The organism is Alkalibaculum bacchi (genome assembly GCF_003317055.1).
In the GTDB taxonomy this organism is placed as follows: domain Bacteria; phylum Bacillota; class Clostridia; order Eubacteriales; family Alkalibacteraceae; genus Alkalibaculum; species Alkalibaculum bacchi.
Genome location: NZ_QNRX01000015.1, coordinates 18,139 through 31,373 on the forward strand (window position 1 = coordinate 18,139; position 13,235 = coordinate 31,373).

Annotated in this window: 12 protein-coding genes and 1 riboswitch; of the genes, 7 read left to right on the forward strand and 5 right to left on the reverse strand. The window is 32.2% G+C overall.

The features are described 5' to 3' along the window. Positions 1-97: 97 nt before the first annotated feature. The gene (locus DES36_RS10920) at positions 98-685 is read right to left on the reverse strand and encodes an acetate uptake transporter (protein ID WP_113921240.1); all 588 of its coding nucleotides are present in this window, start codon (positions 683-685) and stop codon (positions 98-100) included. Positions 686-1,056: 371 nt separating this feature from the next. After that, entirely contained in the window at positions 1,057-2,076 is a 1,020-nt protein-coding gene (locus DES36_RS10925) for a DnaJ domain-containing protein (RefSeq protein ID WP_207657454.1), read from the reverse strand. Between the two features lie 432 nt (positions 2,077-2,508). Between DES36_RS10925 and DES36_RS14875 the strand changes: the two genes are divergently transcribed. From DES36_RS14875 to DES36_RS10940, 3 genes are all read left to right on the forward strand, one after another. After that, positions 2,509-2,847, forward strand: coding sequence for a hypothetical protein (locus DES36_RS14875; RefSeq protein ID WP_148581868.1), 339 nt, complete (start codon positions 2,509-2,511; stop codon positions 2,845-2,847). Positions 2,848-2,895: 48 nt separating this feature from the next. Then, on the forward strand, positions 2,896-3,372 hold the full coding sequence (locus tag DES36_RS10935) for a hypothetical protein (RefSeq protein WP_113921243.1): 477 nt from the start codon (positions 2,896-2,898) through the stop codon (positions 3,370-3,372). Positions 3,373-3,599: 227 nt separating this feature from the next. Then, the gene (locus tag DES36_RS10940; RefSeq protein ID WP_113921244.1) at positions 3,600-4,136 is read left to right on the forward strand and encodes a flavodoxin domain-containing protein; all 537 of its coding nucleotides are present in this window, start codon (positions 3,600-3,602) and stop codon (positions 4,134-4,136) included. 256 nt (positions 4,137-4,392) lie between these two features. On the opposite strand, the gene DES36_RS10945 is transcribed toward DES36_RS10940, so the two are convergent. Beyond that, the gene (locus tag DES36_RS10945; protein WP_113921245.1) at positions 4,393-4,830 is read right to left on the reverse strand and encodes a hypothetical protein; all 438 of its coding nucleotides are present in this window, start codon (positions 4,828-4,830) and stop codon (positions 4,393-4,395) included. A 2-nt stretch (positions 4,831-4,832) separates the two neighbouring features. After that, complete coding sequence (locus DES36_RS10950) at positions 4,833-5,036, reverse strand: helix-turn-helix transcriptional regulator (RefSeq protein ID WP_113921246.1); 204 nt, start codon at positions 5,034-5,036, stop codon at positions 4,833-4,835. Between the two features lie 275 nt (positions 5,037-5,311). Between DES36_RS10950 and DES36_RS10955 the strand changes: the two genes are divergently transcribed. Then, complete coding sequence (locus DES36_RS10955) at positions 5,312-5,755, forward strand: staygreen family protein (protein WP_113921247.1); 444 nt, start codon at positions 5,312-5,314, stop codon at positions 5,753-5,755. A gap of 234 nt (positions 5,756-5,989) precedes the next feature. On the opposite strand, the gene DES36_RS10965 is transcribed toward DES36_RS10955, so the two are convergent. Continuing rightward, positions 5,990-7,762: a DUF2207 domain-containing protein gene (locus DES36_RS10965; RefSeq protein ID WP_113921248.1), complete on the reverse strand. Its 1,773-nt coding sequence runs from the start codon at positions 7,760-7,762 to the stop codon at positions 5,990-5,992. Positions 7,763-7,993: 231 nt separating this feature from the next. On the opposite strand from DES36_RS10965, the gene DES36_RS10970 reads away from it, so the two are divergent. The 3 genes from DES36_RS10970 to DES36_RS10980 all read left to right on the forward strand — a co-directional run bounded on the left by DES36_RS10970 (position 7,994) and on the right by DES36_RS10980 (position 13,207). Continuing rightward, entirely contained in the window at positions 7,994-8,746 is a 753-nt protein-coding gene (locus DES36_RS10970; protein WP_113921249.1) for an acyl-[acyl-carrier-protein] thioesterase, read from the forward strand. Positions 8,747-8,914: 168 nt separating this feature from the next. Further along, positions 8,915-9,069: riboswitch (M-box (ykoK) riboswitch) on the forward strand. Positions 9,070-9,330: 261 nt separating this feature from the next. Further along, positions 9,331-11,958 (forward strand): magnesium-translocating P-type ATPase, encoded by a 2,628-nt coding sequence (gene mgtA / locus DES36_RS10975; RefSeq protein WP_113921250.1) that lies wholly within the window; start codon positions 9,331-9,333, stop codon positions 11,956-11,958. Positions 11,959-12,274: 316 nt separating this feature from the next. Beyond that, positions 12,275-13,207 carry a DMT family transporter gene (locus DES36_RS10980; RefSeq protein ID WP_113921251.1) on the forward strand — a complete coding sequence of 311 codons (933 nt, stop codon included), beginning with the start codon at positions 12,275-12,277 and terminating at the stop codon, positions 13,205-13,207. Positions 13,208-13,235: the final 28 nt, after the last annotated feature.

Genomic DNA, 13,235 nt, shown 5'->3' on the forward strand with positions numbered 1-13,235 from the left:
TTTTAGGGTTATTACCAGGTTACCCCGTTGTTTTTATGGTATGCTTTCACATCCACTGTCTCATTTGACTTGAATTTTACGGTGATTTTTTTATTCATTAATCAACGTTTCCAATTGGTAAGACCATTTTTCCATATACCTCATTTAACACTTGCGCTATAGCTGCATATATGGCAGTAAAACCACAGATGATACCTTCGTATCCAGCTATTGTTAGAATTACCGCAGAGCCTGTGTAATTTGCAATTGCCAACAAGAGGAATAGGATAGTAAGTGATCCAAAGACAAATTGAAGGGCCTTGTTAATACGTAATGTACCAATAAACATGAAGAGTGTGAAGAGTCCCCACATAAATAGGTAAGCAGCCATTGACAAGGAATCTGATACGTTACTATACCCCATTACTGGGAGAATGTTTAGCGCAACTAAGGATAACCAAAAGAAACCATATGAGGTGAAGGCTGTTGTTCCAAATGTATTGTTTTTTTTGAATTCCATGATGCCCGCAATAATTTGAGCTAATCCACCATAAAATATTCCCATTGCTAAAATCATTGCATTTAATTCAAAGAAGCCTGCATTATGTACGTTCAATAAGATTGTTGTCATACCAAACCCCATTAAACCAAGTGGAGCAGGATTTGCAGTTACTTCTTTAAATGTTACATTTTTTTCTTTTTCCAAGATAGGTCACTCCTAATAGATATTGTTGTATCTATATACTAGCTGAAACTATGGTGATAGTGATGCTGTATAAAGATGTTACTGTCATTTTATCACAAATCAGTAGAATGACAACCTATAATTGTTAAAAAATAGTAAAAAATATTTAATATATTATATTTAATTGTACCGAAGTTGATTATATAAATCATAGTTTTTGGTCTCATGAATATAGCGTGCATGCTCTTGGACACGGTGGAAACACCTATATGTACTCCACGTATCTAATTGTTGACTCTGTTTCATGTGTAGGTACAGTAATCATGGCTCATCAAGGTAATGAGTTTACATATAACTATGGCATCCCACCAATAAGCATCTAATATGTATATTTAGTAATCAAAATTAATAATAATAAATGCTGTGATAAAGAAAAATATGATACCAGTTAATAAACGTATGAAAAAATTCTTGTATTTTGACATAAATAACCAAAAGAATATAGCCATAGGAAAGAAAAATAGTGATAATCCGGCAGCAATTAAATTCATAACTGGACTAATTTCTTCATTATCTGCAAGGAAGGTAAAAAATATAGATAATATCCAAAAAAACAAACCACTAAAATCTTTTATACCATATCCTTTCTTTTCTATATAGTCTATGAAATTAGTAAAGCTTAAATCAATTTTCTCATTGTTTTTTAGAAATCCTACTATAATAGCAATAATGATCAATAAAATAAGTATACTAACAAAATCAGTGAATAAATAATACGTATAATAAAAAACATCTTCTAAATTGCAAATTATATAAAAGCCTAAAATTACTCCTAAAAATACACCTGCAAATATAAACATGCCTATAAAAATGTTTTTTATGCCAACAATTTTTTCTTTTTTATCATCTATCAGATTAATTCTAAGTAGAATAGGAATCGTTACAGGTGCTAACACCCCAGTAAAAGTTAATATAATAAGTAGAACAGACAACCAACCCTTTACCCCGATCTTAAGGTAATTGTTAAATTTTAAACTCTTATTGAATTCATCTTCTCCATATAAGGTGGTTTTTCCGACTTCTACAAATATTTCAAATGCTTTTTGTAAGAACTCCTCAAAAGAAATAGTTGAATAATATTTACCCTTTTGCCTAGCGTTTTGTTGCTTTCTGCTAAAGTCATTATCCTTTTGTGAATAATGCGAACTATTTCTTATAGCATCATATTGTTCTCTATTATAATCATTAATAAGTATTTCGTAAGCTTCTGTTATTTCTACAAATTTTTCGTGAGCATTCTCACGTTTGTTTACATCTGGATGCCATTGTTTAGCTAATTTCCTATATGATTTTTTGATTTCATCCCTAGAACTATCACAATTTACTTCTAGAATCTTATAATAATCCTTCAATTTGATTCACCTTTCTACCAATAGTTCATTATCACCTCCTATATCGGATTTATAGCTCGATAATTTAAGGTTCACGATCTAAATAAAACCAAGAGGCCTATATATACATTTTGCAGTTGATGATTAGAGAAATATCCACTTGAAAATCTAATGAATAATCATGAAAAACATGATAAACTATTAGCAGGCTAAGGATAATTTGATGAAAGGAGAGATGATATGTTTTTATTACGTACGTGAATTGAAAGATAATCTTAATTCAATGATAATAGCATCATATTACAAGGGAGGGATTATATTGACAGAAATAAAAGAATGCATAAGTACTCCAAGTAAGTTGAAGAAACTCATTTGCTTCATTGATGGTGTCGCTTTACGATTTATACCTATGTTTTTTATTCTTGCTATAGCTAATGCGCTTATATAAAAATAATGTTTGATGAAAAGGTATCTAATAAATTCACGGCTTTCTTCTTATGTTTTACTGCATTGATAGTTAGCATACTGTGGACGAGATTAGTAATAAAAATAGAATTTTCAGTATTCAATCATCCAGTGCCCCCTCACATCAAGAAGAAGGCTTTATCTAGGAGAGGAACCAACATAATCGTATTTTATATATTATTAAAAGCTATAAGATTATCAGAAAAATCAAATGACATTGTTTTTATTATTTCAAAAAAACTAGTGGAGTTTAGTTTTGCAATTACGATACTTGTTCTTATAACAACATTTATCATTGTAGCCTTAAGAAAACCCCTAAGAAGATAATAATATGTATTTATCAAAATTATTACGATTATAAGGAGGAACGGTAGTATGTGGTTCGAACCATTAGTGATATTAGGCGTTGGAGTAGTAATATCCTTTGGGTTATATGCTCATTACCAGCCTAAAATAAGTAAAATGAAAAAAAGTTACAATGAATTCAACAGTAAAGTAAGAGAGAATTTAATTAATATGTCAGATAATGAAAGAAAAGAATTTTTTTCCAATATGCCTAAGGAGACAAAGAGCTTCTTTCAAGGAATCTTAAACAACGATTATAATTTTCAGGGAATTGAGGAGTTTCAAACTTCCCAGTACCATCTGCAACAGATAGAACACATGCATCAAGATCAATTCCAAGACTTCTCACAATGGGCCATGGATGAGAGCCTTAAGGCCGTTACGCCTTTCGATCATGGAGGTTATGTACAGGGACCAGGATTCAACCCATCAGATACATTCGCCCATGATAGCATGAACCATATGGATCATATCAATTCAGGCATGGATTCGTTTAATGGATTTTAAGTATGGCTAACACAAAAAATATTCTATAGCTTTATGATAGAGGTATTAATGCGATTAATGAGGATATAAAAAAGACGGGAAGGTTATCTTGCTGGCTACAAGGTGATTATACTAGCATAGAACACTAAGTGGCAGCTACATCAAGGAGGTGATTACCTGTTTCCTTATTATATACTTCTTATGTAGATATTTAAACCCATAAAAATCCGAATTGGAGGAACATAATTATGAGTAAAACAGTTGTTATCTACAAATCAAAAACAGGATTTGCAAAAAAGTATGCTCAGTGGATTTCTGAAGAACTTCATTGTGATTTAATGGAAAACAATGGATTGAAGCTATCAGATATCCAGTCCTATGATGTCATTATCTATGGGGGAGGGCTATATGCCATAGGTATTAATGGACTTAAACTTATTAAAAATAATTATGAAGCCCTTAAAGATAAGAAAGTAATCGTTTTTGCAACAGGAGCTACACCTCCTAGGGAAGAAGATGTAAACAAGGTATGGGAAGCAAATTTTAGTGAGGAACAACGAAATACGATTACTAGATTTTATCTAAGAGGTGGTTTCAATTTTAGTGAACTTAAAAAAGGTGATAAATTACTTATTTCTATGTTGAAGAAAAAGCTACAAAACGATAAAAATCCTACGGAAGATGGCGTAGGTATGCTAGCTGCTATTGATAAACCAGTAGATTTTACAGATAAAAAGAATATATATGAACTAGTAAATTATGTGAAAGAAAGTTGCTATGAGTAATCCTATATGAACTATTTTTTAATAAAACATAGTAGATTATATAGCTAAATGCATATAAGTAGGAACTAGCTGAAAATGATTACGTTTGGTGCTAATACGAGGAAGGCATATCGGGACGATGACTTTCCATTCCCTTTTTTAGGAGAGATAAGTTACCATCCCAATATGTCATTCAATATACTTTACAGCCCCTATACAGAGTGCGAATTCCCTGTTATTTCTCTATTCAACAATTTTTCAACTCCTGTTAAAAGTTTTAAACTGTTTTATTATAATAGATTTTTAGTCCCAATTTCACAAAGGTAACAAACATCGTAGCTCCAAGTAATGTAAGAAATACAATCGGATTGAAATAATTAGCTATTAACATTGCCAAAGCAAGACATGCTATGGAGATATCAATGCCTCTACTGCCAGCCTTGGCTTGAATGTATTGCAGCCTTTCATCTGTCTCTTCAATGTACAGCGCCTTTAGTTTCTCTTCGCTTTTTAGCGCACCAGCATACTTAGCTATGAAAAAGACCATAATCGCGCCAATACCCGTTCCAAACCCTTCACCAAAACCTTGAGCGAATGATGGAAATCCACTATTTCTTCCGAAGGTTGCCGAAAGAACAATTAACAATAGCACAATAAGAAAATAAACCACAGAAACAATGAGACGATGTTTGACCACATGTTTAAAATTTTCCATAATTATACCTCCACGTCTGAAAAATCAAATATTTCCTCAATTGCCATATCAAAATACCTTGCAATTTTATAAGCTAAAACTAAAGATGCAGTGTACTTTTCTACTTCAATTGATGTGATGGTCTGTCGTGTTACACCTACAGCTGTCGCAAGTTCTTGTTGAGAGATCTTTCTTTGCTTTCGTAATTCAGCAATTTTAGATTTCAATCAGCCACCTCCATTTGCAAAGTTTACTTTACAATATTAGTATAGTTTGCTTTGCAACTTATGTCAAGGGAACTTTGCAAAAAAAAATAAAAAAGAAGTATAGATAATAATATGATATAAATAGTAATAAATTGAAAGTGTCCCTAAAAACTAGTAACCTAGTCCCTCTAACACAATATAATGTACTAGAAAACAATTTTTTTTGTTCAAAGAACAAAGCTACATCCATGACTGCTTCAAAACAGGAAAATAACAAAGGTGATGGGGGAAAATATATGGAAAGGTTAGATCCTCAAAAGCTTTATGTGGAATTTAGACCAGGAGTAACAACGACTGAACCAATACTAGGACGAAAATATACATTGACACACTCAGATATAACAGCTGAACTATTTTTAACCATAGGCTTACAGTTTGCATACGACAAAATTACGAGTATGAGAGATGAGGTTTTGGGAGAATGGAGAAATTCTAACTCAGGTCTATTTCTCTATATATACGTTTATATAGGAGACTTTGGTTCCATTATGAACTCGATACGTAATACGATCTTTAGGCGCGAATTGCCATTAGCACTTGAAGCGATTGTTTATGGGGATAATGAATTTTTTGTAGCACATCCACAATTAAATTATGCGCCCATATGGATATATTTTGATTCAATAGATCCTAGTTACAAACGATTTGAATATTTGGGAACACCTATAGATTATAAGTAAATTAATAAATGGAAATAAGAAAATGGTTTACCTTCAATTAATTCGATAGATTAATTGAAAAAGTTACGGTATTTGATAATAAACTGAAGGTTAAATTGAAATCAGGTGTTGAAATAGGTATGTGAAAATGGCATTAGTGGAACCGTCAACCAGGAGATAGATTCTCTAGAGTGACGGTTCTTTCTTTTATCAATTTATTTGTTTAAGGTGAAAATATTTATCAATATGAATGAATTAAAACCCACCTGCTCCACCTCCGCCAGCTCCACCTCCTCCGCCACCGGTAAAGTTTCCACCAGTACCTATTGAAGAAGTTGAATTATCAAAGGAATGATTTAAGCTCTCTTCAAATGCATTTTTTCCACTATTATTATTAAAAAACATCCAGTATATCCAATAATTAGGCACGAAATTTTCTGATACAAAAGGCTGAAAAATTTGCAACGTACTCACTCCTAATCCCAGTACTAAACCGTATATTAATGATTGATCAAGGGATAGGGGGAGCTGATCTATATCCAAAGTTTTACTTCTTTGCTTTAAATCCTTCCTAAAATCTAACCACTTTTTCCTCTGTACAAAACCATAGTCGGATTTCCTCGTAAGGAGTATAATGGCATAAATAATACCAACTATACCCAGAATCAAGAGTAATATACCAGAATACGCTTCAAAAACCATGCCTATGATACCACCAATAATGGCAATTAAGCCCGTAATGAATAAAATAACACCTAAAGCTTTACTACTCTCATCGTAGTACCCTTTTTCTTTAGTCTCTTCACGGACGATTTTTACCCACTCATGATAGTCTTTACTAAATTCTGTAGGATTGTTTTTACCATATTTACTAATATCCTTAGTCTCTATCTTTTGTCCATTTCCTATAGTATTAAATAGCCATTCCATTAGGAACTTCTCATGCCGTGAAAGTGAATAAGTAGATTTATTAGATTTTTCGAACTTAAAATTATTTGTAGCGTATTTACTCTTTTCCTCTATTGAAAGATAACCTTGTCGAGCTAAATCGTAAATAGTTGCCATAATGGTATCGGTAGTGATCATGTTGTAAACTAACTGAGCAACTATAGCTGGTGGAACGGAATCTGGATAAGACTTGTAATTTAAATCTTCTATAGATTCTTTCCTTCTTCTATATTTAAACATAAAAAAGCTCAATACTAATGCCCAAAGTCCAGTAAGATAAGGCGTATATTTACCTATAAATTCCTTTTGCTTTTCCTTCCGGATTTCTTTAGCTTCTAATTCTTCAACGTAGGATCTTTCTTCAGCCATTATAGCATTATAGGCATCTTCATTGATGATATTAGTAGAGTTTGGAATAAATTCTATAGGAAAAAGCACACGAGCTTCTACAAATGTATTTTCAGGTACTTCCCGAATTTGGGCAAGTATAGAGTTATCACCTTGAAAATCAATAATTCCATTAGTTGGTCCATGGGCAAATACTTTTACTCGTTCATTGATCCTTTGAGGAAGTTGGATCTTAATTGTAAAAGAGTCAATAGGCGTTTCGTTTTCTTTACCTATAAACTGATAGTATAATTCCCCAGTATCATTGTACTTTACTGATACATCTTTTACTGTATATTTAATGCGAAAGGTCTTTTGTTCATCTTTAGATGGTGAAAAGATTTGAATAGTAGATGTACCTTCATCCTCAATGAGTTGATAGATATTTTCATCTCCCTTTTTTCCATCATATACTTGTGTAAACTCTATAGGGTTTCCATTAAGGATTTCTGATACCTTAACCTTATCTACTCCTCCTGTGTTATTTAAAACGATTTCTCTAAAAACACCATTAAAATGATCTTCAAATAAAAAAGTAATATCCTCGATAATTTCTAAATCACCATTATCCTTAAGTTTAGAATCGATACTCCAGTTGACGATTCTTAAATCTTCTTCAGCATGGACTGGCAGGGCGACAAATAGTATTAAAGAGAAGAGAATAAAAACAAATAAACATTTTGATTTTTTCATGTAAGCACCTCCATTGAAACTTCCAAGAATAACTAAAAAATTTATATATTAATTATATATTTTGTAAACTGCTTTTACCACTACTACTTTTTAATAATCATTTTAAAATGGAAAATTAGGGTGATCATGCAGAAATCTCACCTGTTCATAAGAAAAAATTTATTTTCAGCAGGTATTCTTAAGAAATGTATGATATTATTGTAAATAATTTCAAGAAAGGAATCGTGAACGATGAGCGGTATTATTACAACTAAAGAGTATTTAGTACAAAGTTATGAAGTAGATAGCCATTATAATATATTTCCCGAAGTAATTTTAAGCTATTTGCAAGATACAGCAATGGTGCAAAGTGAAGAAATAGGTATGGGCATAGAATATTTAAAGAAAAGCCAACTAATTTGGGTTTTAACCAGGTATCATATAAAGATATTGAAATACCCTAAGCATGGTGAAACTGTTCGTGTCTCTACATATGCTGTTGGCTTTAATAAGGTATTTGCATATAGAGATTTTAAGATCGAAAATCTCAAAGGAGAGACCCTAATTACTGCAAAATCACAATGGCTACTCATCGATGGAAAAAGCCATAAGATGTTAAAAATAGGAGATGAATTTTACAAAGCTTATGGTATTGATAAGGGTAGTAGAATTTCGGTTTGTTTTGATAAATTAACCATACCTGAAAAATACACCTTCACAAGAAATTTTAGAGCTGATCGTAGGGATATTGATTTTAATGGGCATGTAAATAATACTAGGTATATTGCATGGGCTTTAGATGCTACTCCCCAAGAAGTACTAAGAGATTATAACCTATGTGAATTTGATATCGTTTTTAAGAAAGAAGTTTTCTTAGATCAATCTATAGCCGTGATGACAGATATAACCGCTATAGATAATCAACTAAAGGGTTGCCATGAGATAAAAAATGATCAGGGTGAAACCGTATGTTGTATTAATACGATATGGAAAAGCGCAGTCTAAAAGATAAAAAATAATTGTTTTTATAGTAGATGTAGCTTTTACTGATAACAAAGAAATTTTTATTCCAATTATAGAAAAGAACTTCCATCCAAAGAAATCATAGATATTAACTCAATTATATACAAACTTGACATTTGTCATTTATCAGTGTATGGTTAGTAATGAACTAAATAATCTCGGTAGGTGAGGTTACTATAAGGATATGGGTTGTTGCCGTAAAAGGATGGAAACATTCTGAACTGGTTAGCAGGTTTTGTCGCAAGGCATAATCTAATACAATTTCAGCGCCTTATAGAGCTAAAACTTGAACGAGGATGTACGTTAATCTTCCATTTCAAGTTTTGTGGAAGTTTTTTATTTTTTGGGAGGTGATTTATATGGATCCTGATGGTAGTCGTTATTTAATAGAGGATGGTTGAATTATAGTTAGGTAATATTTAATTTCTTATCTTTTTATCTTTTATATAATTCTTCTAATCCTTCTATATTATTTTCCATATTTAAAATTATAACTAAATACAATATTTCTAGATGGAATAAACATACCCATCTATTTAGTATTGCTTTTTTTGGAGGTGTGTTAGATGAAAAACATAAGAGATGTAAGAGAAATTAACGAAAACCTAAGAGATGTGAGTTCAAAAAATGTAGATATTATTGTTAAAGAATTAGATTCTTCACTTAATGGATTATCTAGTATAGAGGCAAGTAACCGATTGGAGCTTTATGGTCCTAATGAAATAGTCTATGGAAAAGGTAATCCGTGGTACTCATATTTATTTAGGTCATTCCTAGATCCATTTATTCTAATATTAGCTGCTATAGTCTTATTATCTTATTTTACGGATGTTGTATTTGCTCCTATGGCAGAGAAAAGTTGGATGACTATAATCATTATTTCCGTTATGATTATAATAAGTGTAGTTCTAAGATTTACTCAAGAGTATAAATCCCAAATAACAGCAGATAATTTAAAAGACCTTGTCCCGACTACGACTTCTATTGAGCGTGAAGGTGAAAAAGCAAGAGAGATCATCATGTCAGAAGTTGTTCCGGGAGATATTATTCATTTAGCAGCAGGAGATTTAATACCTGCTGATATGAGAATTGTAGAGTGTAAAGATTTATTTATAAGCCAATCCTCTTTAACAGGTGAGTCGGAGCCTGTGGAGAAGTTTCCATATGATGAAGACAATGATGCAGTTAAGAATGTATTTGATCTTAGTAATATTCTTCTTATGGGTACCATAGTTGTCAGTGGATCGGCAAAAGGTATTGTGCTACAAACGGGAAATAATACCTATTTTGGTACGATAGCAGAATCCATAGCAAAGGATGTTGGTGAAACCAGCTTTGAAGAAGGGGTAAAAAGCGTTAGTATGTTGTTAATTCGTTTTATGCTTGTAATGGTTCCAATAGTATTTTTCATTAATGGAATTACAAAGAAAAATTGGATTGAAGCCCTACTGTTCTCTATATCCATAGCTGTTGGTCTAACTCCAGAGATGTTACCAACACTTGTATCCACGAACTTAGCCAAGGGAGCAATATCTCTTTCAAAGAAAAAAATCATAGTTAAAAGATTGAGTTCGATACAGAACTTTGGTGCAATGGATATATTATGTACAGATAAGACTGGAACATTAACTCAAGACAAAATTATTCTAGAAACCCACTTAGATGTCTTAGGTAATGTAAATGACAGAGTACTTAGGCATGGCTACTTGAATAGTTATTACCAAACAGGTCTAAAAAACTTATTGGATATTGCTGTAATTGAGTATGGTAACGAACAGGGATTTAATGAATTTACTGGCACTTATAAAAGAGTTGATGAAATACCCTTTGATTTTACTAGACGTAGAATGTCTGTAGTTGTAGAAAGTGAAAATAGTAAGAGGCAGCTAATAACAAAAGGTGCGGTTGAGGAGATGCTATCGATATGTTCCTATGTAGAAATTGGCAACAAAGTTTTACCTCTAACTGAAGATCTAATTACAAAAGTTATGACTATGGTTACTAAGCTTAATGAAGAGGGTATGAGAGTACTGGCAATTGCACAAAAAAATTATGTACCTTCTGAAAATATTTTCAGTATTAAGGATGAGAGTAATATGGTCTTGATAGGATATATGGGTTTCCTCGATCCTCCAAAGGACACATCTATTACTGCTATAAAAGCATTACATGATCATGGTGTTGAAGTAAAAATATTGACCGGAGATAATGATATAGTTGCTAAAAAGATAGCTAAGGATGTAGGCATCCTCGTAGAGAATGTGGTCTTAGGTGCTGATATAGAAAATAAATCTGATGATGAGCTATATAAATTGGCATCAAAATCAAGTATATTGGCTAAATTATCACCAGTTCAAAAAGAAAGGGTAATATCCGTTTTACAGGATAATAAACATGTAGTTGGTTTTCTTGGTGATGGTATTAACGATGCTCAAGCACTAAAACAAGCTGATGTAGGGATTTCAGTTGACACTGCGGTAGATATAGCTAAGGAATCTGCAGATATAATAATGTTGGTAAAAGACTTAAATGTACTTGAAGAAGGCGTTATCGAAGGTAGAAGAGTTTTTGGAAATATTATTAAATATATTAAGATAACTGCCAGCTCTAACTTTGGTAATGTTTTTAGCGTATTAATAGCTAGTGCATTCTTACCATTCTTACCAATGTTGCCTATACAATTGCTTGTACAAAACCTATTATATAGTATTTCTCAAATATCCATACCTTGGGATAATATGGATAATGAATATTTGAAGGAACCACAACAATGGGATGCTGGAGAAATAGGTAAGTTTATGATATACATAGGACCCATAAGTTCCTTGTTTGATATTATAACATTTTCCATCTTATGGTTTGTATTTAAAGCTAATACAATGGAAATGATGCCATTTTTCCAATCAGGCTGGTTTATTGTAGGCTTAGTTACACAGACATTAATAGTCCATATGATAAGAACTAGAAAGATACCTTTCTTACAAAGCAATGCCTCTATGCCTGTTATGATAATGACCGGAATTATTATAGCTTTGGGTATAATAATTCCATTTACACCAATTGGTGCTTATATAGGCCTTGTTTCATTGCCAGGAAGGTATTTCATATGGTTAATTGGTATATTGATTGCATACTCTTTATGTATAGAAGTAGCTAAGAAATTATATATCAAAAGATTTGATAGCTGGATGTAATTATTTAATCTATCTAGCCTTAAAGAGTAATGATTCTTCCAGATGATCTCTCCAATAATAGCATATCGGAACGGTGACCTCTTACTCCACTTTTTAGGAAATAAAGGTTACCGTCCCGATATGCCGAAATATAAATCACTAGTAGCATAGTGAGGTATCAATTACCTTGAAGAGTTATCATATCTTTTATGGAACAACTTGAGGCATATACAATGTGTGAGATATTAGTATACCAAAATTTACCTTCTGTAATTTTCACTTTTTTATGATATGTTAGTTAAGTAAACTTAATAACATTTTTTGGAGGTTGGTTGGTATGGAAAAGAGAAGATCCCTGCAAGGTTATCTTCTTGTTTTTATGTCGGGAGTTTCCTGGGGACTTGGTGGGTATCTCGTAACTCAAATGAGTAATATGGGTGTATCTTCACTAATGACTGCATTTAGCGGGCATTTTATAGCACTTTTACCCTTGTTTCTTTACTTAATAGTAAAGAAAGGTATGAATGGATTAAAAATTTCGAAGAGGGGTTTATTATATAGTATTTTACTAGGTGCTTTAACGAAAGGTATTTTCAAATTAGCTAATGATACTGCCGTAACTCTAGTAGGTGTGGCAGCAGCATCCATTCTTATGTATTTAGCTCCCGTCTTCACAGCGATAATGTCCGTAATCTTTTTCAAAGAGAAATTACGTGGATATCAACACTTTGCAGTACTCTTAAATCTTGTCGGATGTATTCTAATGGTAACAGGCGGAAATTTTGCAGAATTAAATATTTCAGGATTAGGTTTAACTCTAGGGGTTATTTCAGGTTTCTTATATGCGCTTAATACTATCATAGGCAAAGTTGCAACGGATGGAGATGATCCTGAGACAATGACGTTTTATATGTTATTGTTCAGTGCAATGGCTACGAGTATATTTGCGAAGCCATGGCAGCATTTAGATTTGTTTACCAATAGTACATTTCTATTCTGGGCATTCTTAAACTCTATGTCTACTGGTTTAATTGCAAATCTTTTATACCTGAAGGGATTGTCAATGGGTGTAGATGCTTCGAAGGCAACGATCATTGCTTCTGGTGAAGTTGTTATAGCTACACTTTCAGGAGTATTTTTGTTAAATGAAAAAATCAACTTTATAGGATCTTTTGGTATAGTTATCATGCTAATATCAATTGTTCTAATGAATATCACTATTCCAACAAAACAAAAAGAAGTTACTGAGAATGAAATTGTTTCATCTTGAAATTCAATCATTTTGAAGAATACTATTT